The 19702-nt window shown below is 47.4% G+C and carries 34 protein-coding genes; 26 read left to right on the top strand and 8 right to left on the bottom strand.

The features are described 5' to 3' along the window. Positions 1-19: 19 nt before the first annotated feature. The 23 genes from rpmC to prfA all read left to right on the top strand — a co-directional run bounded on the left by rpmC (position 20) and on the right by prfA (position 14310). Positions 20-331 (top strand): 50S ribosomal protein L29, encoded by a 312-nt coding sequence (gene rpmC / locus QUA47_RS17190; protein ID WP_190657980.1) that lies wholly within the window; start codon positions 20-22, stop codon positions 329-331. Between the two features lie 38 nt (positions 332-369). Further along, a complete protein-coding gene (gene rpsQ / locus QUA47_RS17185) occupies positions 370-618 on the top strand; it encodes a 30S ribosomal protein S17 (protein ID WP_015178711.1) in 249 nt (82 codons plus the stop codon). Between the two features lie 127 nt (positions 619-745). Then, positions 746-1114, top strand: coding sequence for a 50S ribosomal protein L14 (gene rplN / locus QUA47_RS17180; protein WP_006634991.1), 369 nt, complete (start codon positions 746-748; stop codon positions 1112-1114). A 1-nt stretch (position 1115) separates the two neighbouring features. Continuing rightward, the gene (gene rplX / locus QUA47_RS17175; protein ID WP_006634990.1) at positions 1116-1478 is read left to right on the top strand and encodes a 50S ribosomal protein L24; all 363 of its coding nucleotides are present in this window, start codon (positions 1116-1118) and stop codon (positions 1476-1478) included. A 135-nt stretch (positions 1479-1613) separates the two neighbouring features. Next, a complete protein-coding gene (gene rplE / locus QUA47_RS17170; RefSeq protein ID WP_190657978.1) occupies positions 1614-2159 on the top strand; it encodes a 50S ribosomal protein L5 in 546 nt (181 codons plus the stop codon). Between the two features lie 22 nt (positions 2160-2181). After that, entirely contained in the window at positions 2182-2586 is a 405-nt protein-coding gene (gene rpsH, locus QUA47_RS17165; protein WP_190657976.1) for a 30S ribosomal protein S8, read from the top strand. A 122-nt stretch (positions 2587-2708) separates the two neighbouring features. Then, positions 2709-3257, top strand: a complete 549-nt coding sequence (rplF, locus tag QUA47_RS17160) for a 50S ribosomal protein L6 (protein ID WP_006634987.1) — start codon at positions 2709-2711, stop codon at positions 3255-3257. A gap of 2 nt (positions 3258-3259) precedes the next feature. Continuing rightward, positions 3260-3622, top strand: a complete 363-nt coding sequence (gene rplR / locus QUA47_RS17155; protein WP_190657974.1) for a 50S ribosomal protein L18 — start codon at positions 3260-3262, stop codon at positions 3620-3622. A gap of 162 nt (positions 3623-3784) precedes the next feature. Beyond that, complete coding sequence (gene rpsE / locus QUA47_RS17150) at positions 3785-4330, top strand: 30S ribosomal protein S5 (protein ID WP_006634985.1); 546 nt, start codon at positions 3785-3787, stop codon at positions 4328-4330. Between the two features lie 146 nt (positions 4331-4476). Beyond that, positions 4477-4923, top strand: a complete 447-nt coding sequence (rplO, locus tag QUA47_RS17145) for a 50S ribosomal protein L15 (RefSeq protein ID WP_190657972.1) — start codon at positions 4477-4479, stop codon at positions 4921-4923. A gap of 102 nt (positions 4924-5025) precedes the next feature. Beyond that, positions 5026-6330, top strand: a complete 1305-nt coding sequence (secY, locus tag QUA47_RS17140; protein WP_190657970.1) for a preprotein translocase subunit SecY — start codon at positions 5026-5028, stop codon at positions 6328-6330. Positions 6331-6335: 5 nt separating this feature from the next. Beyond that, the gene (locus QUA47_RS17135) at positions 6336-6917 is read left to right on the top strand and encodes an adenylate kinase (protein ID WP_333431623.1); all 582 of its coding nucleotides are present in this window, start codon (positions 6336-6338) and stop codon (positions 6915-6917) included. Between the two features lie 292 nt (positions 6918-7209). Next, on the top strand, positions 7210-7434 hold the full coding sequence (infA, locus tag QUA47_RS17130; RefSeq protein WP_006276978.1) for a translation initiation factor IF-1: 225 nt from the start codon (positions 7210-7212) through the stop codon (positions 7432-7434). A gap of 368 nt (positions 7435-7802) precedes the next feature. Beyond that, positions 7803-7916: a 50S ribosomal protein L36 gene (gene rpmJ / locus QUA47_RS17125; protein WP_015178722.1), complete on the top strand. Its 114-nt coding sequence runs from the start codon at positions 7803-7805 to the stop codon at positions 7914-7916. An 83-nt stretch (positions 7917-7999) separates the two neighbouring features. Beyond that, positions 8000-8383 (top strand): 30S ribosomal protein S13, encoded by a 384-nt coding sequence (gene rpsM, locus QUA47_RS17120; RefSeq protein WP_006634981.1) that lies wholly within the window; start codon positions 8000-8002, stop codon positions 8381-8383. A gap of 84 nt (positions 8384-8467) precedes the next feature. Then, positions 8468-8866 (top strand): 30S ribosomal protein S11, encoded by a 399-nt coding sequence (gene rpsK / locus QUA47_RS17115; RefSeq protein ID WP_006634980.1) that lies wholly within the window; start codon positions 8468-8470, stop codon positions 8864-8866. A 174-nt stretch (positions 8867-9040) separates the two neighbouring features. Next, a complete protein-coding gene (locus QUA47_RS17110) occupies positions 9041-9985 on the top strand; it encodes a DNA-directed RNA polymerase subunit alpha (RefSeq protein ID WP_332958426.1) in 945 nt (314 codons plus the stop codon). Positions 9986-10110: 125 nt separating this feature from the next. After that, positions 10111-10461, top strand: a complete 351-nt coding sequence (gene rplQ, locus QUA47_RS17105) for a 50S ribosomal protein L17 (RefSeq protein ID WP_333431622.1) — start codon at positions 10111-10113, stop codon at positions 10459-10461. A 29-nt stretch (positions 10462-10490) separates the two neighbouring features. Continuing rightward, positions 10491-11333: a tRNA pseudouridine(38-40) synthase TruA gene (truA, locus tag QUA47_RS17100; protein ID WP_190745434.1), complete on the top strand. Its 843-nt coding sequence runs from the start codon at positions 10491-10493 to the stop codon at positions 11331-11333. 139 nt (positions 11334-11472) lie between these two features. Further along, positions 11473-11928 carry a 50S ribosomal protein L13 gene (gene rplM / locus QUA47_RS17095; RefSeq protein ID WP_015178725.1) on the top strand — a complete coding sequence of 152 codons (456 nt, stop codon included), beginning with the start codon at positions 11473-11475 and terminating at the stop codon, positions 11926-11928. Continuing rightward, positions 11928-12341: a 30S ribosomal protein S9 gene (gene rpsI / locus QUA47_RS17090; protein ID WP_006634975.1), complete on the top strand. Its 414-nt coding sequence runs from the start codon at positions 11928-11930 to the stop codon at positions 12339-12341. Before rplM ends, rpsI begins: the two co-directional genes overlap by 1 nt. A gap of 205 nt (positions 12342-12546) precedes the next feature. Further along, positions 12547-12855 carry a 50S ribosomal protein L31 gene (gene rpmE, locus QUA47_RS17085; RefSeq protein WP_006634974.1) on the top strand — a complete coding sequence of 103 codons (309 nt, stop codon included), beginning with the start codon at positions 12547-12549 and terminating at the stop codon, positions 12853-12855. A gap of 360 nt (positions 12856-13215) precedes the next feature. Continuing rightward, a complete protein-coding gene (prfA, locus tag QUA47_RS17080; protein ID WP_333215396.1) occupies positions 13216-14310 on the top strand; it encodes a peptide chain release factor 1 in 1095 nt (364 codons plus the stop codon). A gap of 15 nt (positions 14311-14325) precedes the next feature. On the opposite strand, the gene QUA47_RS17075 is transcribed toward prfA, so the two are convergent. Continuing rightward, positions 14326-14763 (bottom strand): hypothetical protein, encoded by a 438-nt coding sequence (locus tag QUA47_RS17075; protein ID WP_333431621.1) that lies wholly within the window; start codon positions 14761-14763, stop codon positions 14326-14328. A gap of 136 nt (positions 14764-14899) precedes the next feature. Between QUA47_RS17075 and QUA47_RS17070 the strand changes: the two genes are divergently transcribed. From QUA47_RS17070 to QUA47_RS17060, 3 genes are all read left to right on the top strand, one after another. Continuing rightward, entirely contained in the window at positions 14900-15256 is a 357-nt protein-coding gene (locus QUA47_RS17070) for a helix-turn-helix domain-containing protein (protein WP_333431620.1), read from the top strand. A 149-nt stretch (positions 15257-15405) separates the two neighbouring features. Continuing rightward, on the top strand, positions 15406-15774 hold the full coding sequence (locus QUA47_RS17065; RefSeq protein ID WP_333403081.1) for a helix-turn-helix transcriptional regulator: 369 nt from the start codon (positions 15406-15408) through the stop codon (positions 15772-15774). A gap of 567 nt (positions 15775-16341) precedes the next feature. Continuing rightward, a complete protein-coding gene (locus tag QUA47_RS17060) occupies positions 16342-17049 on the top strand; it encodes an IS4 family transposase (protein WP_333431619.1) in 708 nt (235 codons plus the stop codon). A 129-nt stretch (positions 17050-17178) separates the two neighbouring features. Here the strand turns inward: QUA47_RS17060 and QUA47_RS17055 are convergent, their stop codons facing one another. From QUA47_RS17055 to QUA47_RS17030, 7 genes are all read right to left on the bottom strand, one after another. Then, the gene (locus QUA47_RS17055) at positions 17179-17457 is read right to left on the bottom strand and encodes a helix-turn-helix domain-containing protein (protein ID WP_333431618.1); all 279 of its coding nucleotides are present in this window, start codon (positions 17455-17457) and stop codon (positions 17179-17181) included. 83 nt (positions 17458-17540) lie between these two features. After that, entirely contained in the window at positions 17541-17930 is a 390-nt protein-coding gene (locus QUA47_RS17050) for a transposase (RefSeq protein WP_333431648.1), read from the bottom strand. A gap of 9 nt (positions 17931-17939) precedes the next feature. Further along, the gene (locus QUA47_RS31025) at positions 17940-18161 is read right to left on the bottom strand and encodes a transposase (RefSeq protein WP_445302521.1); all 222 of its coding nucleotides are present in this window, start codon (positions 18159-18161) and stop codon (positions 17940-17942) included. Further along, positions 18133-18465 carry a transposase gene (locus tag QUA47_RS17045; RefSeq protein WP_333431617.1) on the bottom strand — a complete coding sequence of 111 codons (333 nt, stop codon included), beginning with the start codon at positions 18463-18465 and terminating at the stop codon, positions 18133-18135. The genes QUA47_RS31025 and QUA47_RS17045 overlap by 29 nt, the downstream gene beginning before the upstream one ends. A 32-nt stretch (positions 18466-18497) precedes the next feature. Next, positions 18498-19001, bottom strand: a complete 504-nt coding sequence (locus QUA47_RS17040) for a helix-turn-helix domain-containing protein (protein WP_333431616.1) — start codon at positions 18999-19001, stop codon at positions 18498-18500. 39 nt (positions 19002-19040) lie between these two features. Beyond that, positions 19041-19247: a hypothetical protein gene (locus QUA47_RS17035; RefSeq protein WP_333431615.1), complete on the bottom strand. Its 207-nt coding sequence runs from the start codon at positions 19245-19247 to the stop codon at positions 19041-19043. Between the two features lie 94 nt (positions 19248-19341). Then, positions 19342-19557, bottom strand: a complete 216-nt coding sequence (locus QUA47_RS17030; protein ID WP_333431614.1) for a hypothetical protein — start codon at positions 19555-19557, stop codon at positions 19342-19344. Positions 19558-19702 lie beyond the last annotated feature (145 nt).

Genomic DNA, 19702 nt, shown 5'->3' with positions numbered 1-19702 from the left:
AACGAGAAAGCACACAATTATGTCTTTGACCAAGATTAAAGAAGCTAGAGAATTAAGCGATGCTGAAGTAGCAGAGCAAATTTTAGCCGTCAAGCGCCAACTAATGGAATTGCGGCTCCAGCAAGCTACTGGTCGCATGGAAAAGCCTCACCTGTTCAAGCACGCCAAACACCGGCTAGCTCAATTGATGACAGTTGAACGCGAGCGCCAAATCGTTGCTGAGAAAGAAGCGACAGAAAAATTAGCCGCATCTAAACAGGTAGCACAGCCTGCTCCAACCCCAGCAGTCAGCCAAGAGTCAGAAGCAGCCGAGCCGACCATCGCACAGTAGCTAAAAAAAAGTCAATTGCACAACAAAAATAGGTAGCTATGGCAATTAAAGAACGAGTTGGCGTAGTAGTCAGCGACAAGATGGATAAAACCGTCGTGGTAGCAATCGAAAACCGCTCCTCCCACACCAAATACGGCAAAATCGTAGTCCGCACCAAGCGGTACAAAGCTCACGACGAAGAAAATCAGTGCAAATCGGGCGATCGCGTCCGCATCACTGAAACTCGCCCTTTGAGCAAAACCAAACGCTGGACGGTTGCTGAGATTTTCGGTGCAAAAAATGGCTAACAGTTAATTCTTAATTGCTTTTAAGTGTGCGATCCTCTACTCAATCGATCGACCCTGTGATTAACCATCAATTAGCAATTAGCAGTTATCAGTTAGCAAGCATCAAATTACCTTTTCCCCAATCACCATGATTCAACCCCAGACATACCTCAATGTCGCCGACAATAGCGGAGCCCGCAAACTGATGTGCATCCGCGTATTGGGAGGCGGCAACCGCCGCTACGGCGGAGTCGGCGATGTCATCATTGCCGTCGTCAAAGACGCCATCCCCAATATGGCCGTCAAAAAATCAGATGTCGTCCGGGCCGTCATTGTCAGAACCCGCAAAGGCCTGCGCCGCGACAGCGGCATGAGCATTCGTTTTGACGATAACGCCGCCGTTATTATCAACGTAGACGGCAACCCCAAAGGCACTCGCGTCTTCGGCCCCGTCGCCCGCGAACTGCGCGACAAAAACTTTACTAAAATCGTTTCCTTAGCCCCGGAGGTACTTTAAAATGTACGGAAAAAAGGGTAAACCAACTAGCGAATCGCAGCGCTACAGAATGCACGTCAAAGCAGGCGACACCGTGCAAATAATTACTGGCAAAGAGAAAGGAAAAGTCGGAGAAATCTTAAAGACATATCCTAAAGTCAGCAAAGTAATTGTTAAAGGTGTAAACATCAGAACAAAGCACGTCAAGCCCCAGCAAGAGGGAGAGTCCGGGAAAATACTCACGTTTGAGGCTCCCATTCACAGCTCAAATGTCATGCACTATTCCGAAAAAGAAAAAATAGCTAGCCGCGTTTGCTATACATTTAGCGAAGACGGCCGGAAACTGCGACAGCTCAAAAAAACTGGAGAAATCATCGATCAATAGTGATTGGTTATCAGTCCTCAGTCATTAGTCCGCCTTCTGGCAAGTGACTTCTCAACTAATAACTAACATCGGTGAGACTGACAAGCGACAAATTCCCTGACCAAGCCCAGGGACAGTTAACGAAACACAAAAACTATGCCGGACAAACTCAAGGTTGTTTATCAAGAAAAAATCGTTCCCACACTGATGGATCAGTTTAAATATACTAATATCCATCAGGTTCCCAAACTCGTCAAAGTCACAGTGAACCGCGGTTTGGGAGAAGCATCTCAAAACGCTAAGGCACTGGATTCGTCGATCAACGAAATTGGCATCATCACCGGGCAAAAACCAGTAGTGACGCGGGCGAAAAAAGCCATCGCAGGCTTCAAAATCCGCAAAGGAGTACCAGTCGGCGTTATGGTGACGCTGCGCGCCGATCGGATGTACGATTTTCTCGATCGGCTGATCAACCTCGCACTCCCCCGAATCCGCGACTTCCGCGGCATCAGCCCCAAAAGCTTCGACGGGCGCGGCAACTACAGCTTGGGTCTGAGAGAACAGCTAATTTTTCCAGAAATAGAATATGACCGCATCGATCAAATTCGAGGCATGGACATTTCAATTATCACCACAGCAAACACCGACGAAGAAGGACGCGCCTTGCTTAAAGAAATGGGAATGCCGTTCCGGGACAACTAAGCACTAGAGTAAGAAGCAAAAGATGGCAGCTAACGATACCATAGCAGATATGTTGACGCGCATTCGCAATTCTTGCATGGCGCGCCACCAAACAACGCAAATTCCAGCTACAAAAATGACCCGCAGCATCGCCCAAGTCCTCAAAAGTGAAGGCTTCATCGGCGAATTTGAAGAAGCAGAAGCAGAAGGGGTCAAGCGACATTTAGTGCTTTCTCTAAAGTACAAAGGTAAAACTCGCAAGCCCATTATCACGGCACTTAAGCGAGTCAGCAAACCAGGACTGCGCGTTTACTCGAACCGTAAAGAATTGCCCAGAGTGTTAGGCGGAATTGGCATAGCCATTATTTCCACCTCCAGCGGCATTATGACGGATAGAGAAGCTCGACGCCAAGGTTTGGGCGGTGAAGTGCTTTGTTATGTTTGGTAGTCATTAGTCATTAGTCATTAGTCGCTGGTCGTTGGCAACAGACTCCAAAATCAATCACTAAGGACTAATAACTAAAGACTAATAATCAAGGACTAATAACTAAAAACAAAGGACAAAAAACTATGTCGCGAATTGGCAAGCGTCCGATTAGCATTCCCAATAAAGTCACCATCACCCTAGACGGTCAAAAAGTAGCCGTCAAAGGCCCTAAAGGTGAACTTTCCCGAGTTATCCCAGCCGAAATCGTCATGGGACTCGAAGGCGAGACTTTACTCGTTACCCGGCGAGACGAATCTCGCGTCGCCAGACAACTGCACGGCTTGTGCCGCACCCTAGTCGCCAACATGGTCGAAGGTGTATCCCAAGGTTTTCAGCGGCGCCTCGAAATTATCGGCACAGGTTATCGGGCACAGGTTCAAGGACGGAACCTGATTTTAAACGTCGGTTACAGCAAACCCGTTGAAATGCCCCCTCCAGAAGGCATCACAATGGCAGTTGAAGGCAACACCAACGTCATTGTCTCCGGCATTGACAAAGAACTCGTAGGCAATACAGCAGCCCGCATCCGCGCGGTGCGTCCGCCCGAAGTCTATAAGGGCAAAGGCATTCGCTACAGCGGCGAAGTCGTCCGGCGCAAAGCTGGTAAAACAGGCAAAACAGGTAAGAAGTAACAATGAAGCTTACTCGCAAAGAATCAGTCCAGCGCAGACACCGCCGTGTTCGGCGCAAGGTGTTCGGCACCTCCGAACGTCCCAGACTAGCGGTATTTCGATCGGAGCAGCACATCTACGCTCAAGTAATCGACGACACCGCCCAGCACACTTTGGTCGCCGCGTCAACCCTCGATCCCGAATTGAAGTCAACTCTCAGTTCTGGCGGCAACTGCTCCGCCAGCGTGCAAGTCGGTCAGTTGATTGCCAAACGCTGTTCCAGCGCTGGCATAGTCAAAGTCGTATTCGATAGGGGGGGCAACCTCTATCACGGTCGTGTCAAAGCCCTCGCAGAAGCAGCTCGCGAAGCGGGGTTAGACTTCTAGAGGGGGTAATGGGTAGCGGGTAATGAGTAATTAAAAAGTAAAAAGTCAAAAGTTGAAAGTTAAAAGGCAATATCCAGATTTCTTCTATTTTTACTTTTTACTCAAACAATTACCACTTGCCGATCGCCTTTCACCAATTACTAATTCCCACAGGACAAAACTATGGCAGAACAAAAAGAACAGCGCAACAAGAAAAAAAGCAGCAATAATAAAACGCGCGAAAAAGAATCCGAATGGCAAGAGCGGGTCGTTCAGATTCGGCGCGTTACTAAAGTAGTCAAAGGCGGTAAAAAACTTAGCTTCCGCGCCATAGTCATTATCGGCAACGAACGCGGTCAAGTTGGAGTAGGAGTCGGCAAAGCTAGCGACGTAATCGGTGCCGTTAAAAAAGGCGTCGCTGACGGCAAAAAGCACCTAATTGAAGTCCCCCTCACCAAATCTAACTCCATCCCTCACCCCATCAACGGTGACGGTGGCGGAGCTAAAGTGATGATGCGGCCGGCCGCTCCGGGAACCGGGGTAATTGCAGGGGGAGCAGTGCGAACTGTTCTCGAACTAGCAGGAGTCCGCAATATCTTAGCCAAACAGCTAGGTTCCGGAAATCCCTTAAACAACGCCCGAGCCGCAGTCAATGCCCTTTCCACCCTCCGCACCTTGTCCGAAGTTGCTCAAGAGCGCGGAATTCCAGTAGAAAACCTATACGGTTAGGGCTCGCGAGAATGGGAAACTGTAAGTTTTGAGTGTTAAGTGCTTGCGTAGAAAATAAAAAAATTCGCCACTCAAAACTCACGCACTCAAAACTACTGCGTACCCGCTCTCTAAATACCAATTACCAATCACCAATTACTAAAACTATGAGATTGCAAGACGCCCGACCCAAAGCAGGCTCCCAAAAGCGCCCCCGACGCTTGGGCAGAGGTATTTCTGCCGGTCAAGGCGCGAGCTCCGGCAAAGGGATGCGCGGTCAAAAATCTAGAGCCGGTAGTGGCACTAGACCCGGTTTTGAAGGTGGTCAAAATCCTCTTTACCGCCGCCTGCCCAAGCTCAAAAGCTTCCCCTTAGTGAACCGGAAACAGTACACTACCATTAATGTAAGTAAATTAGCATCGCTGCCAGCAAACACAGAAGTTACTCTCACCTCTTTGATCCAAGCAAAAATTGTCACCACAGACGACGGACCGCTGAAAATCTTAGGAGATGGCGAACTGAATGTACCTTTGCAAGTGCGCGCCTCCGCTTTTACCGCAGGTGCTCGCACCAAAATTGAAGCTGCCGGCGGAAGTTGCGAATTAGTTGCGTGAAGATTTGAGGTTTGAGAGTATGTCCAAATCTCAAATCCTCAAGCTTGTTATCAGAAAATGATTTAGTCGAAAATCGCAAATCTAAAATCCAACATCGTAACTATGGACGTTAGTAGAGAGAAAGCGCCAACTGCACAAGAGACGTTCATGCAGATGGCTCAAGCTGCTGGTTTGCGAGGCCGCATCCTCGTAACCATTGGCTTACTGATTTTAGTACGCCTGGGTGTCCACTTGCCAGTCCCCGGCATCGATCGAGTCGCCTTTGCCCAAAACGTCCAAAATAGCCCTTTAATTGGCTTTCTGGATTTGTTCTCAGGAGGCGGCTTGTCAGCTTTGGGGATTTTCGCGTTGGGGATTTTGCCCTACATTAATGCTTCAATTATTGTGCAACTTCTAACTGCGGCTCTGCCAAGTTTAGAAGACTTGCAGAAAAATGAAGGAGAAGCAGGGCGGCGCAAGATTTCTCAAATTACTCGCTACGTTTCTTTGGGCTGGGCAATTCTGCAAAGTATTGGCATTGCGATTTGGGTCAGCCCTTTTGCTCAATCTCCAGCGCCTTTATTCATAGCACAAACTGCTTTGGCTCTGACAGCCGGGTCAATGTTTGTGATGTGGATATCGGAAGTGGTGACCGAGCGAGGTATCGGGAACGGAGCGTCGCTGCTGATTTTTATCAATATTGTGTCGGTATTGCCGCGCTCTTTGGGACAAACTTTTGAATTGGCTCAAAGCGGGGACACGCAAGTTGTCGGCCGTGTAGTCGTTCTGCTACTGGTCTTTTTGGTAACGATTGTCGGGATTGTTTTTGTTCAGGAAGGTACTCGCCGCATTCCGATTATTTCGGCCCGTCGCCAAGTCGGCCGCAAAGTTTATCGGGAGAGCCGGAGCTATCTGCCCCTGCGCTTGAATCAAGGCGGAGTGATGCCGATTATTTTTGCATCTTCCGTGTTGATTGTGCCTTCTTTCCTAGCTCAGTCTCTCAATAACCCGTTTTTGGTTCAAGTTGCTAATGTTTTGAGTCCGAACGGCCCAGCGCCTTGGGCTTACGCGCTGTTTTATCTGACTTTGATTCTGTTCTTCAGCTATTTCTACGCTTCGTTGATTGTCAACCCCGTAGATATGTCTCAGAACTTGAAGAAAATGGGCGCCAGCATTCCTGGAATTCGTCCGGGTCAGAAAACCAGCGATTATGTGGAGAAGGTTTTGAACCGTTTGACTTTCTTGGGAGCGATATTTCTCGGTCTGGTGGCTATTGTACCAACTGCTGTAGAAAGCGCGATCGGAGTGCAAACTTTTAGAGGTTTTGGCGCAACTTCCCTACTGATTTTAGTAGGTGTCGCGATCGAAACTGCTAAGCAAATTCAAACTTACGTCATCTCCCAACGATATGAAGGAATGGTGAAGTAATCGCAATGCACTTGATTTTTATGGGTCCTCCAGGGGCAGGAAAGGGAACTCAGGCTCAGCTTTTAGCAGCTCTCTGGAAAATACCCCACATTTCTACCGGTGACATCCTGCGCGCCTGCGTAGTTGCCAAAACTGACTTGGGTCAAAAAGCACAATCTTACATGGATAAGGGAGAGTTGGTTCCTGACGAGTTATTGATGGATATCGTGCAAGAACGCATGAATCAACCAGATGCTACTGCTGGCTGGATTCTGGATGGCTTTCCCCGCACAGTCCCACAGGCAGCGTTTTTTGACAAACTGCTCTGCGATGTTGGCGGTGGGGGAAGTTCGTCGGGAAAGGACTGCGATCTCAGAGCTGTCAATTTGGACGTTCCTGACAATATTTTGGTGGCTCGCCTGTTGTCGCGAGGTCGCCAGGATGACAATGAGGAAACCATCCGCCGCCGATTGCAAGTTTATCGGGAGCAAACTCAACCTTTGATTGAGTTTTACAGAAACCGCGAACAGTTAGTTGTGGTTGATGGCGATCGAGCGATGGAATTAGTCACCGCAGAACTGCAGCAAGCTCTCTCTGGCGATTCTTGAACTCTCTCAATACACCTTGTTACTCACCAGCTTTTGCTAAGATATGTTAACTAGGAGCTTTTTGTGCTATCAGGTTTTGTGAGGGTTGCTAGTTCCCGGATTGAACTCGATACTAATGGCCACAACTTTACTCAAGTAAAGCTAAAGCAAGCGGTTGGTTGAGTCAAGAAGTCGATAAAGTCGCCCGAATTCTTCCCCGCTTTCCCGTTTCACTCCTACCAGTAAATAGGTTTTGAGGCAAATAGCGGGACACTCCTAGTTAATCAAATGTAGAGTTGAGGTAAATACCAAATTGTCTAAGCAAGATTTAATTGAAATGGAAGGGACAGTGACGGAATCCCTGCCCAATGCGATGTTTCGCGTTGACCTAGATAATGGGTTTAACGTGCTAGCTCACATTTCCGGCAAGATCCGCCGCAACTACATCAAAATTCTGCCTGGCGATCGCGTCAAAGTCGAATTGACTCCCTACGACTTGACCAAAGGCAGGATTACTTATCGCCTTCGGAAAAAATAGGCTTAGATAAAACTTTCTAAAAACTAATTCTAAGTTTAATTTAGAGAGAATTTGGTAAAAAGCTTCAAATTTATGCTATAATGCTACGTTTGTAGTGTTGCCGAGAAGGACCTCAACAACCCAGCGGTGTACCGGGTTAAGTCATTGTTACACCGTAAAAGTATCGCTCGCCCACACTCGGGCGCAGGCGAACTTTACCCAGCAATGGGAGTGGGTACAAGCGGGCTCCTTCATGAAACAACCCGCACTTTATACAATTTAATCGAGGAGAGGCCTACACCTTGCCCAGCCTCTCCTCCCACCGCTCTACGGGCAGTCCCAGCGTGCCTGCTCTCCGGTAGAGCGGGGTTCTCCAGGCAGGAAGAAAGATGAAAGTTCGAGCATCTGTCAAAAAAATTTGTGAGAAATGTCGCGTCATCCGCCGTCGCGGTCGAGTGATGGTGATATGCACTAACCCGAAACACAAACAGCGCCAAGGTTAGAAAAAAAGAAGATTGGGCACTGCACGCAGGTGCATCCTAATTGAACATTGTAGCCAAACAGGAAAACTAGGGAGAGAAAAAGTGTGGCACGGATTGCCGGGGTAGACCTTCCACGCGATAAGCGCGTCGAAATAGGTCTGACATACATTTACGGAATAGGCTTGTCGCGAGCCCAAAAAATTATCGCTGCAACAGGCGTAAATCCTGACACTCGCGTCAAGGATTTAACAGAGGCCGACGTGACAGCTCTGCGGGCTCATGTAGAAACCACATACCAAATCGAAGGAGACCTCCGGCGCTGGGAGTCAATGAACATCAAGCGCCTGATGGACATCGGAACTTATCGCGGTCGGCGTCACCGTTTGGGTCTGCCGGTGCGGGGACAACGAACCCGTACCAACGCCAGAACCCGTCGTGGCGTCCGCCGAACAGTTGCGGGCAAGAAAAAGGCACCTTCCAAGAAGTAACATCTTTTTTGGAAAAATACGCTGGGGGCTGCTGGCTCCTAGCGCTTCGGAACATTAGTTGAGAGAAACGTTAAAGAGACTAATATGGCGCGACAACAAACAGGCAAGAAATCTGGTGCAAAAAAGCAGAAACGGAATGTACCCAATGGGGTAGGCTACATCCAGTCTACCTTTAACAACACGATAGTAACTATTACCGATCTCAACGGCGAAGTGATATCCTGGGCATCGGCAGGTTCCAGCGGTTTTAAAGGAGCTAAGAAGGGAACTCCCTTTGCAGCTCAAACAGCAGCAGAAAGTGCTGCCCGCAGAGCCAACGACCAAGGAATGCGCCAAATAGAAGTAATGGTAAGCGGGCCAGGAGCAGGTAGAGAAACTGCAATCCGGGCGCTGCAAGGGGCGGGACTGGAAATCACCCTGATTAGAGATGTTACCCCAATTCCTCACAACGGCTGTCGCCCTCCCAAGCGGCGTAGAGTCTAAAACGATTTGAGATTTTAGATTTTAGATTTTGGATAATGGCTAACTGCTTAAAGTCAAAAACTAATGGTTCTAACTGTTGCCCCGTCCATCCAAAATCCGAAATCCGTTCAGGGGTATGCTCTGCAATCTAAAATCCAAAATCAAAAATCCAAAGTGGAAAAGGGAGGTCACTCCGTGGCGCAGTTTCAAATTGAATGTATAGAGTCTAACACTGACAAAGACCGCAGTCAGTACGGAAAATTTGTCCTGGAACCGCTCGATCGCGGTCAGGGAACAACTGTTGGGAATGCGCTTCGGCGAGTTCTGCTTTCTAATTTGGAAGGAACGGCAGTAACTTCAGTCCGCATCGCGGGCGTCAATCACGAGTTTGCCACGATCGAAGGGGTACGTGAGGATGTTCTAGAAATTCTCCTGAACATGAAAGAGGTTGTCCTCAAAACTCATTCTCAGCAGCCGCAAATCGGCAGGTTGCGGATTGAGGGGCCTGTAACAGTTACGGCCGATCGATTCGATTTGCCCTCAGAGGTGGAATTGATCGATCGCTCCCAGTACATTGCAACTCTCTCGCCCGGCTCAGTTCTGGAAATGGAATTCAGAATTGAAAAAGGCATCGGATACCGAGCAGTAGACCGCAGTCGCGATGATGGATCGGCTTTGGATTTTCTCCAAATTGACGCCATCTTTATGCCGATTCGCAGAGTCAACTATAGCGTTGAAGATGCTAGGGTAGGCGGCACGGTCGAGAAAGACCGGCTGATTATGGAAATCTGGACTGATGGCAGCGTGACTCCTCAAGAAGCTTTGAGTCAATCTGCCCACATCCTGGTAGATTTATTTGCACCTCTCAAAGACATCACCCAAGATTCTCTCAAACCAGAGTATCCAGGTGAAGCCGATCCTACCAGCCAAATTCCGATCGAAGAATTGCAGTTGTCCGTCCGGGCTTACAACTGTCTCAAGCGGGCTCAGATCAACTCAGTCGCAGACTTATTGGATTATACCCAAGAAGACTTGCTCGAGATAAAGAACTTCGGGCAGAAGTCTGCAGAAGAAGTGATTGAAGCTTTACAAAAACGCTTGGGCATTACCTTGCCACAGGAAAAATCAGCTAAAAGTTAATCAACGGGTAACGGGTAAAAAAGTTCTGAATTTTAAGTAGGTGAGTTTTTAAGTTAAAGAATTCACCGCTCAAAACTCGCGGACTATCCCGGCGCCCAATTACCAATTACCAATTACCAACTGCTATGCGTCACCGCTGTCGCGTTCCCCAACTCAGCAAACCGGCTGACCAGCGCCGCGCCCTACTGCGCTCGCTGACCACCGAATTAATCCGCCACGGTAAAATCACTACCACTCTCGCCCGCGCCAAAGCGCTGCGCTCAGAGGCGGACAGGATGATTACCCTGGCCAAAGAAGGCTCCTTGGCTGCTCGCCGCCAAGCTATGGGCTATATCTACGATAAACAGTTAGTGCACGCCTTGTTTGAGGCGGCACAAGAACGGTACGGAGCGCGCAACGGCGGCTACACCCGCGTCGTGCGAACAGTCCCCCGTCAAGGAGACAATTCCGAAATGGCGATCGTTGAACTGGTGTAATTCAATTTTGGGTTGGAGATTTGTGATTTATGACTGACAATCCAAAATCCCCAATCGAAAATCCCCAATCGATACAGCGCGTTGCTCTGGTGATCCAATACCTTGGCACTAACTTTCACGGTTGGCAGCGACAGCCGAACCAGCGTACAGTACAAGAAGAAATTGAAACAGCAATATCGACTGTTCTGGAACGCCCGGTAACGCTGCACGCTGCCGGGAGAACGGATGCGGGAGTTCACGCCGCTGCTCAAGTAGCCCATTTTGATGCCCACGGCCCAATTCCGGCTCACCGCTGGGCAAGCGTTCTCAACTCTCGACTGGCAAAAGATATTTTAATTCGAGCTTCGGCAAAGGTGGAACCTACCTGGCACGCTCGGTTCTCAGCCAGTTGGCGGCGCTATCGCTACACCCTTTATACAGACCCGACCCCTAATTTGTTTGTGCGTCCTTTTGCTTGGCACTGCTATCACGCTCCTGTGGATGAATCTTTGATTCAGACAGCTTTGACACCGCTAATCGGGCGCCATCACCTGGCTGCTTTCCACCGCGCGGGTTCTGCCCGCCCCCATTCCTGGGTGGACGTGCAAGCGGCCGAGTGTCAGCGTTCTGGGCCTCTTATCTATATTGAGGTTCAGGCGAGCGGGTTTCTGTACGGGATGATGCGGCTGCTGGTGGGGTTGCTGGTGCAGGTGGGTCGCGGGGAAAGGCCGATCGACAATTTCACAGATATCTGGGTCAACGAACGCCGAGAAATGGTAAAATATGCCGCTCCCGCTCAAGGTTTGTGCCTGCTGCGGGTTGGCTATTCAGAATTTCCCTTTCCCCCAGATGTCTGGTACGACACTCAGCCAAAATTAGTCATTAGTCATTAGTCATTAGTCATTAGTCATTAGTCATTAGGTAACTACTAATAAAAAACTAAGGACAACTAACAATTAAAAACTGACAACTGACAACTGACAACTGACAACTAACAACAGTTAACAGTTAATAGACAACTAACAACAAACAATGAACAAAACTTACGTCCCTACTCAAGACTCCCTAGAGCACAAGTGGTACGTGGTCGATGCCGCCGACCAGCGGCTGGGCCGTCTGGCAACTGAAGTTGCCATGTACCTCCGGGGGAAACACAAACCGACTTACACTCCTTCTATGGATACCGGCGACTTCGTAATAGTCATCAATGCTGACAAAATCGCTGTTACTGGCAAAAAACGCACCCAGAAAATCTACCGCCGCCATTCTGGAAGACCGGGCGGCATGAAAACAGAAACTTTTGCCAAATTGCAAGCACGTTTGCCCGAAAGAATTGTCGAAGAAGCTATACGGGGAATGCTGCCTCACACTTCTCTGGGCAGACAACTGTTTACTAAACTGAAGGTGTACGCTGGCCCCAACCACCCGCACCAAGCTCAAAAACCAGAAGAATTAATTGTTCACACGATTCCGGGAGGAAATGAGTAATGCAAGCAACAGATACATCCGGTCGCGCTGTGTACTGGGGTACCGGCCGCCGCAAGCGTTCCGTAGCGCGGGTGCGCTTGGTTCCCGGCACTGGCATACTGACTGTCAATGGTAAAGAGGGGGATTTGTACCTGCAATTCAACCCTACTTATTTGGCTCTCGCTAAGGCCCCTCTGGAAACTTTGGGTCTGGAAAATGAGTATGACATTTTGGTAAAAGTCGAAGGCGGTGGCTTGACAGGTCAGGCTGACTCGATTCGCTTGGGTGTCGCTAGAGCACTTTGTCAATTAGACCCGGACAACCGCAAGCCTCTGAAGACTGAGGGCTATTTGACTCGCGACCCGCGGGCAAAAGAACGGAAAAAGTACGGTTTGCGGAAAGCTCGCAAAGCTCCTCAATACTCGAAGCGGTAATCGAGGGAAGAAGGAAGAAGGAAGAAGGAACCAGGAAAAGGCAAAAATTATCTATCCAGATTTTAGCTGCCTTTTTTTGAAGTTTATTTCCGATTCCTGATTCCTGGTTCCAACAGATATAAGGCAAAATTGGTGCTGTTGTTGGTGTACAAGTCCTGCAGCAGCTAAAATGGTTGTAAAGTCAAAAATTAGAGAGTAAAAAACAATGGCAAAAGATGGCATTCACCCTGAGTGGTATCCCGAATCTCAGGTTTATTGCAACGGGGAACTTGTGATGACTGTGGGTTCAACTAGACCAAAGCTTCAAGTTGATGTCTGGTCGGGAAATCATCCTTTTTATACTGGCACTCAGAAGATTATTGATACTGAAGGTCGTGTGGAGCGCTTTATGCGGAAATACGGCATGACGGAGGTAGAAATGCCGAAGGCAGATGCTTCCTCAGGACCGCTGAAAATGGAAGAGCCGAAAGCAGATGCTTCTAAGGCTGCTGGTAAAGGCAAAAAGAAGAAGTAGCCGGATTGTCATTTGTCCGCAGTTTGTTGAGAGTAGTTCTTTCTACTGGCAACTTACCGCCCTCGGATTTTAGATTTTAGATTGAAGACTTGCTACGGCTGGCAGTAGAGTTCGATCGAGTAGAGTTCGATCGACATTCTATCCTAACTGCTCTTGAGTTCTAAAATCTAAAATCTAAAATCTAAAATCTCAAATCGATCCGCCCTCGGATTGGAGAGTTTAGATTGAAGAATTGCTATGCAGGCAGTTGAGTTCGATCGAGTAGAGTTCGATCGAGATTCTATCCCAACTGTTCTTCAAATCTAAAATCTAAAATCTAAAATCTAAAATCTAAAATCGATTGACAAAGGACAACTGACAATGGCTGAATCTTATTTGCTGGATAAATTGAAGTCGGTAGAGCAAACTTTTAATGAGTTGACTCGCCGCATGGCTGACCCGGATGTCGCTAGGGACAATCAAGAGTTTCAACGGGTAGCAAAAGCTCGATCGTCCTTGGAGGAAGTGGTCGATACTTTTGCTCTGTGGAAAACCACTCAGGAAGATTTGGTGGGCACGCGACAGGTTCTCAAGGAAGCTGCGGGCGATCGAGATATGCAAGAAATGGCTGCGCTCGAAGTTCAGGAACTTGAGTCGAAGCTGGAGAGTTTGGAAAGTCGTTTGAAGGTTTTGCTGCTCCCCCGCGACCCGAACGATGACAAGAATATTATGCTGGAAATTCGGGCCGGTACTGGCGGTGATGAGGCTAGTATTTGGGCGGGAGATTTGCTGCGGCTCTATTCGCGCTACGCTCAAACTCAAGGCTGGCAGGTGAAGTTGGTGAGCGAGTCGCTGGCGGAAATGGGCGGCTTTAAAGAGGTGATTCTGGAAATTACAGGCGACAGCGTTTACAGCAAGCTGAAGTTTGAGGCTGGGGTACACCGGGTGCAGCGGGTGCCTGTGACTGAGGCTGGCGGCCGGGTGCATACTTCGACGGCGACGGTGGCTGTGATGCCCGAGGTGGATGATGTGGAGATTCACATCGATCCGAAGGATATTGAGATGAGCACGGCTCGATCGGGCGGCGCTGGCGGTCAAAACGTGAACAAGGTGGAAACTGCTGCGGATTTGTTTCACAAGCCGACGGGAATTCGGATTTTCTGTACTGAGGAGCGCAGTCAGTTGCAGAATAAGGAGCGGGCGATGCAGATTTTGCGGGCTAAGCTCTATGAGATGAAGTTGCGGGAGCAGCAGGATGAGGTGAAGTCGCGGCGTTTGGCTCAGGTTGGTACTGGTTCGCGATCGGAGAAGATTCGCACTTACAACTATAAGGACAATCGGGCTACCGACCACCGTTTGGGGGAAAATTTCTCGCTCAATAGTGTTTTGGAAGGGGATATTGAGGGGATTATTCAAACTTGCATTTCCCAGGATCAGCAGGAACGTTTGGCTGAGTTGGCTGCTTCTACTAATTGATGGAGTGATGGGGGGCTAGGCGCATTGTTTGCTCAGCCTCAGTTCCCTTGTTACGCGGGAGATATGCTTGAGTAGGGCTTCCCAAATTGCATCGGCGATCGCCACTGGATATTTGAAATGTTCGAGGTCGTATTGTACAATGACTTCTAGGGGTGCTAGGATTTGCTGGTTTCGACAACTGGCAATTGCTGCGATCGCCTCTTGTTGCCATCTGGCAAATAGTCTGTAGCTGAAAAAGGAACTGCATTTTTGTCCTTTCTGGTTCAGGTAAACAACTATTACTTGATGTTGTTTGGGGTAGACTTTGACTATGCGGTTGACGGGCATTCTCAGGGCTTCGGCAGCTTCTTTTTTGGAGATTTGCCAGCACTGGGGTTTTAGCCAACCCGAGGCTGTAAGGCTCTGACGGGTGTGGCTAGGTTTATGAGTTTTTTGATTGCGTCTCTTTGTCATTGGTATTTCTCCCAAACCTGCTTTCATTAAAATTAAAGCTTTCAATCTATTTAAGAAGATCTGTTAAAGGTTCCTCTGTCAAGCTAGACAGACAATTTTTTGGGTACACAAGTAAACTAGGAATTGTGGTTATCTGGTGGCTGATACCGTGGACGCAGAAGCTAAGAAAAAACTGAGTGAGGTTGTTAAATTAGCGCGGGGTTCGATGAGCTTGAGCGCTTTTGGCAGAATGTTGGGAGTTTCTGCTGCTTCTGTCTTGTATTGGGAAAAGGGGCAGGTACTTCCAGATACGAAAAATTTGACTCAGATTGCGACAAGAGCAGGCTTTACGATGGAAGAGCTCATGGCTCATCTTGAAGGCAAGCCGGTGCAGGAACCCGTAGATACTAACGATCTGCTTAAAAAAATTCAATGTATGCCGATTAGTGAGTTGGCAGTGATTGGTAGAGCTGTGATGGATAGGCTCGCTGCTGCTGCTGAGTCTTCTGGGTAAGTAGAGTTGATGTAGAGCTATTTAAAGTGCTATTAAAATCATAGTTGTTACTGATTGGTATACTTTTAAGAGTACCAGCGAGAAGTTTTATTGTCAATAACAAGTGGAAAATTCATAAATTGAGAAGTAAACTTGTTAAATGTGGTTAAGTGGTCACTGCGATTGTGGATGCTGAAGGTAAGAGAAAACTGATCGAGATTGTTAAGTTAGCGCGTGGCGACCTCAGCCAGCGAGCTTTTGGCAAGCTTTTGGGTGTGTCATCGACTGCTGTACAGTTGTGGGAAAAAGGCCAGAGTATCCCGGATACGGAAAATTTGACTCAGATTGCGATTAGAGCTGGTTTCACGCTAGAAGAACTCATAAGTCATCTCGACGGGAAGCCGATGCGGGAACCGATGGATACGAACGATATGCTTAAAAAAATTCAATGTATGCCGATCGCAGATTTGGCGGTAATTGTCCGAGCGGGCGTGGAGCGGCTGGCTAATGCTGCTGAGTCTTCAGGGAAATATAGCTGAGCGGTGTTTGCCCGATCGCCCTTAAAAAATTCCCCCCACTCTAATATCACAAATCGAGTATTTTGTCAAGTCAAAATCTACTTTGTTATGGAGTACGATCGCCCTTATAGACTTACGCACTCCCACAAAGAAACCGGGTTTTTTACCTGACGGGGTGACAATCCCGTCAAAACCCGTAGTGGTGGCGGATTTACCCAACTTGAGCTAAAAAAAGATGGGGTCGAAATTATTAAGTGGCCCCATCTGTTAATTATGTTTCCTCAATTTTACCAGAACCATTTAGAAAAACAACTCAAACCAGCAGAATACCTGACTCTCAAAATTCTGGTATATTTGTTGCAGAGCCACAGACAGGTTAGTATTGAATTGCTCGCTTCTTTCTGGCCCTATCCAATTCAATTTGAGAGCCGGAGGCGTAGTCTGCAAAGATTTCTCAAATTAGACTGCCTCCACATAGAAAGTCTGTGGTTTCCGCTTGTCAAAGAAATTTGAAAAGCCAAATTTAAGAAATCGAAACCTTTGAAGCTTGCGATTGATCGCACTCAATGGCGATCGCACAACGTATTTATGCTCAGTCTGGTCTGGGAAAAACGAAGTATCCCCTTATACTGGCGACTACTAGACAAGAGAGGATGTAGTAATATCTGCGAACAACAAGCTTTAATTACTCCTGTTTTAGAGTTACTTTCAGATTATGAAGTGATCGTGTTGGGAGATCGGGAATTTGGTAGTGTCAAGTTGGCATCCTGGCTCTGTCACAAGCAAGTGAAGTTTATTCTTAGAGTCAAACAAGGGCGATATATTCAAGAAGAAAACTCGGATTATATCCTGTTGTCAGACCTGGGTTTACTGCCAGGAACAAGCTTTTATTTGTCAGATGTAAAGTTTACCAAACAAAAAGGATTTGGGAGTTTTGATATTGCTGGTTATTGGCGACGTAAATATCGAGTCAAACAGGAGGATGAAGGTTGGTATCTTTTGACTAATGTCGGCACTTTCAAGCAGTCAATTGATACTTTCAAGTGTCGCAGTGGCATTGAAGCGATGTTTAAAGATTGTAAAACTGGTGGCTACAATTTAGAAAGAAGCCATGCTAACAATCAGCGTTTAAGCAGTTTGATATTACTGATAGCTCTTGCTTATAGTTGTGCGGTGATTCAAGGTCAAAAAATCAAGACGATGGGAGGAGAAAAATATGTGGGCCGGTTAACTGAATACGGGCGCTCAATACGTCGTCATAGTAGTTTTTGGAGAGGATTATATGGTCAATGTTAGGTAATTGGTATGGATTTTTGTCAAGACATTATTACGCTCATTAATGAAAATCAGGCGAAACAAACTACCATTTTTTCAGAGGGGAATGAGGGCTATGTCCTTGATTACATCAGTGTTCTGACGGGGTTGTCACCCCGTCAGGTCGTTGAGTTGAGGAGGTTGCCCACGATTGGACGAACGTCTATCGCTTAAGGCGCCAGCCCCCAATTGGTTGTAGCGTCGCAGCAGTTGGTAAATCCAAATCCGGCTGTAACCGGTAACTTGAGACACCGCTAGTGGGGTGTGGCCCGAGGCGAGTAACCAGATGATCTGGTAGTGGCTGCGTTCGACTAACCCTGAACTTGTCCGGTAGCGAGTGTAGAGTTCCTGGACACTTAAGTGCGGTTCTAACTGGACTTTTTTTGGCATAGGGGGTTTGGCGTCCCTGTGAATCGGCTGCCCTTAATTATAACTAATTATCCGAACCTGATATTATACAGCACATTTCAGGTTTATGAGGTACAGTAGCAGCAGTTGGCAAACCAATTTCTTAGATGCTGAGGATTGAACAAGTCAAGGGCAGTTGCAATTAACGTATCAACCATTTTTGTTGTCGTAGGGGAAAACTGACGTAAAAAATCTTTCAATTGTGACCACCAATGTTCAATTGGATTAAAGTCAGGAGAGTAAGGAGACAAATTAAGAACACTTGCACCAACTGATTGAATTAAAGTTTCAATTGAAGCTATTTTGTGGGCAGGAACATTATCCATAACAACAACTGCACCCGACCATAACTTCGGGACTAAACATTCTTTTATAAAAACTTCAAAGGCATTTCCGTCCATCGAACCATTTAAAGTCATTACTGCTAAAACTTGTTTTAGGCTTACTGCCCCAATAATACCAATTTAATATGAAGCTGCATAGAATAAAGCTTCAAGAATGAAATTGTAAGCAGATAGCGAACAGATTTGTTCAGGTGTGATTTCTTGCAGAACCTGATTAAGTCGTTCACGCAATTCTCCAAGTGTCAGAAACACTTCTCCCTTCAATTGTTGTTTGATAAATTGCCAAACTCGTTCAATTGGATTGAGTTCGGGGCTATGAGCTGGTTGACAAACGGGAATCAAGTTGTCGGGCCACCGAGCGTGCGCTGGTCACATGAGCCCCCGCCTGGTCAAGTTGAATTAGTGCGATGTCATCTCCCAATTGATCTGAGAGGGCATCAATAAACTGCTGAAATCTTTGAGTATTGAGGTGATCGTATTCTTGACAAAAATGCCAACCACTCACAGGTTCTACCCCCCCGTAGAGCCAAAAATTATCACGCTTCCAGAGTACCGGTGCTATGGGTTTCACCCCAAACGCCATAATTACTCTCCCCGTTTCGGTTTTGAGTCCCAAGCGAGTCTCGTCTTGACATAGATAACGCAAGCGTTGCCCTGTTCCAAACAAGCGTTGATAGGTCAACAGGGCTGGGGCAATGTTTTTTTAAAACGCCTCACCGCATCGGGTTCTTGCTTCGCACTTTGGGGACGTGGCACTTTTAACTTAGCTTTGAGTCGATAGTGTACCCACTTATAGACTGTGGGATACGTCAGGTTCAGTTGATAAGTCTGATTCAGCCAGTCCACAATCTCCTTATAACTTTTGAATCCCGGTGGCTGTTCGAGTCTTTCTTGTAATCCGGCTAGGGCCTCTGAGTTCAAGTGCGGCGATTTTCCGGGTGCACTCTTGATGGTCAACAATTGGGACAATCCTCCTTGACGATACTTTTGCAGCCACCTAGTTACTGTTGAACCATCGCGTCCGAGACGTTCGGCCAGGGTTTTATGCTGAGTGATTTGTCCAGTTTTCAGCCACCACAACATTTGCAACCGTTCTTTCTGACTGGCAGTGCGACTGTTTTTTAGTTGTTTTTCCAAACTCTCTGCACTTTCTGCGATCACCAGAATCAGTTGGCGTGCCATACTAATTACCTCTAAACAGTATCTTTATTCTATGCAACTTCATGTAAAATTGGTATAAGTATTTTTGTTTGTTGTATATTGTCGGATTAACCCCCAACCGCGAATCGTAAAAAATCCTGAAGCAATGCGGATGTCCTGACGCGCCTCTTCCAAATAATACGTAATATATTCCAGAGCTTTGTGGCTGCTAAACCAACTCTGTCTCTCAAATGCCGGGTTGTTAGATTGATTGGGAGGAATATTCATTGGCAAAACTAAAGTAATTATGAAGCTTTTTGCTACAAAATCAGTTTCTAAAGAATATAATTCTTCTCTAGTGGCACTTATTTCAGTTTACTGCCTACTCAAGTTGCTCTGCTGGTTTATGGCGATCGCACCACTTCTCCCCAACGCGGACAGGTTCGCCACAAGCGGGGCAATGGTTCGGGAGTTCGGCGGAGTCTGGAAGCTCTCCAGTGCCACCGCAAACGGGGCATTCCACATCATATTGCTGGTGGACACCCGGAACAGCGCGGACGTGAATGATTGTGAGTCCCTTGCATCGTGGACATTCCATGTCAATCTCCTTGACCTTGATAGCTTTAATAAATTGAATCGAAGCAAAAATATTACACCGACAGGAGCTATAGCACTTCCGGATGTTATGAGGTACAGTAGCAGCAATTAGTAAACCAGTTTTTAAGATGTTTCGGATTAATTAA

This window comes from Microcoleus sp. MON2_D5 (assembly GCF_036701905.1).
Classification (GTDB): Bacteria; Cyanobacteriota; Cyanobacteriia; order Cyanobacteriales; family Microcoleaceae; genus Microcoleus.
This window is presented reverse-complemented; position numbering and strand designations above follow the sequence as displayed.

Excerpts from the sequence above, each read along its gene's own strand:
- rplM (WP_015178725.1), top strand. The coding sequence starts at position 11,473 with ATGAACAAAACTTACGTCCCTACTCAAGACTCCCTAGAGCACAAGTGG.
- rplR (WP_190657974.1), top strand. The coding sequence starts at position 3,260 with ATGAAGCTTACTCGCAAAGAATCAGTCCAGCGCAGACACCGCCGTGTT.
- rpsI (WP_006634975.1), top strand. The coding sequence starts at position 11,928 with ATGCAAGCAACAGATACATCCGGTCGCGCTGTGTACTGGGGTACCGGC.
- rplE (WP_190657978.1), top strand. The coding sequence starts at position 1,614 with ATGCCGGACAAACTCAAGGTTGTTTATCAAGAAAAAATCGTTCCCACA.
- rpsQ (WP_015178711.1), top strand. The coding sequence starts at position 370 with ATGGCAATTAAAGAACGAGTTGGCGTAGTAGTCAGCGACAAGATGGAT.
- rplN (WP_006634991.1), top strand. The coding sequence starts at position 746 with ATGATTCAACCCCAGACATACCTCAATGTCGCCGACAATAGCGGAGCC.
- QUA47_RS17030 (WP_333431614.1), bottom strand. The coding sequence starts at position 19,557 with ATGGAATGTCCACGATGCAAGGGACTCACAATCATTCACGTCCGCGCT.
- secY (WP_190657970.1), top strand. The coding sequence starts at position 5,026 with ATGGACGTTAGTAGAGAGAAAGCGCCAACTGCACAAGAGACGTTCATG.
- QUA47_RS17135 (WP_333431623.1), top strand. The coding sequence starts at position 6,336 with ATGCACTTGATTTTTATGGGTCCTCCAGGGGCAGGAAAGGGAACTCAG.
- QUA47_RS17075 (WP_333431621.1), bottom strand. The coding sequence starts at position 14,763 with ATGACAAAGAGACGCAATCAAAAAACTCATAAACCTAGCCACACCCGT.
- rpmC (WP_190657980.1), top strand. The coding sequence starts at position 20 with ATGTCTTTGACCAAGATTAAAGAAGCTAGAGAATTAAGCGATGCTGAA.
- QUA47_RS17040 (WP_333431616.1), bottom strand. The coding sequence starts at position 19,001 with ATGGCACGCCAACTGATTCTGGTGATCGCAGAAAGTGCAGAGAGTTTG.
- rplF (WP_006634987.1), top strand. The coding sequence starts at position 2,709 with ATGTCGCGAATTGGCAAGCGTCCGATTAGCATTCCCAATAAAGTCACC.
- rplO (WP_190657972.1), top strand. The coding sequence starts at position 4,477 with ATGAGATTGCAAGACGCCCGACCCAAAGCAGGCTCCCAAAAGCGCCCC.
- rpsK (WP_006634980.1), top strand. The coding sequence starts at position 8,468 with ATGGCGCGACAACAAACAGGCAAGAAATCTGGTGCAAAAAAGCAGAAA.
- QUA47_RS17055 (WP_333431618.1), bottom strand. The coding sequence starts at position 17,457 with ATGCCAAAAAAAGTCCAGTTAGAACCGCACTTAAGTGTCCAGGAACTC.
- truA (WP_190745434.1), top strand. The coding sequence starts at position 10,491 with ATGACTGACAATCCAAAATCCCCAATCGAAAATCCCCAATCGATACAG.
- rpmJ (WP_015178722.1), top strand. The coding sequence starts at position 7,803 with ATGAAAGTTCGAGCATCTGTCAAAAAAATTTGTGAGAAATGTCGCGTC.
- rpmE (WP_006634974.1), top strand. The coding sequence starts at position 12,547 with ATGGCAAAAGATGGCATTCACCCTGAGTGGTATCCCGAATCTCAGGTT.
- rpsE (WP_006634985.1), top strand. The coding sequence starts at position 3,785 with ATGGCAGAACAAAAAGAACAGCGCAACAAGAAAAAAAGCAGCAATAAT.
- rplQ (WP_333431622.1), top strand. The coding sequence starts at position 10,111 with ATGCGTCACCGCTGTCGCGTTCCCCAACTCAGCAAACCGGCTGACCAG.
- QUA47_RS17060 (WP_333431619.1), top strand. The coding sequence starts at position 16,342 with ATGCTCAGTCTGGTCTGGGAAAAACGAAGTATCCCCTTATACTGGCGA.
- rplX (WP_006634990.1), top strand. The coding sequence starts at position 1,116 with ATGTACGGAAAAAAGGGTAAACCAACTAGCGAATCGCAGCGCTACAGA.
- rpsH (WP_190657976.1), top strand. The coding sequence starts at position 2,182 with ATGGCAGCTAACGATACCATAGCAGATATGTTGACGCGCATTCGCAAT.
- prfA (WP_333215396.1), top strand. The coding sequence starts at position 13,216 with ATGGCTGAATCTTATTTGCTGGATAAATTGAAGTCGGTAGAGCAAACT.
- QUA47_RS17035 (WP_333431615.1), bottom strand. The coding sequence starts at position 19,247 with ATGAATATTCCTCCCAATCAATCTAACAACCCGGCATTTGAGAGACAG.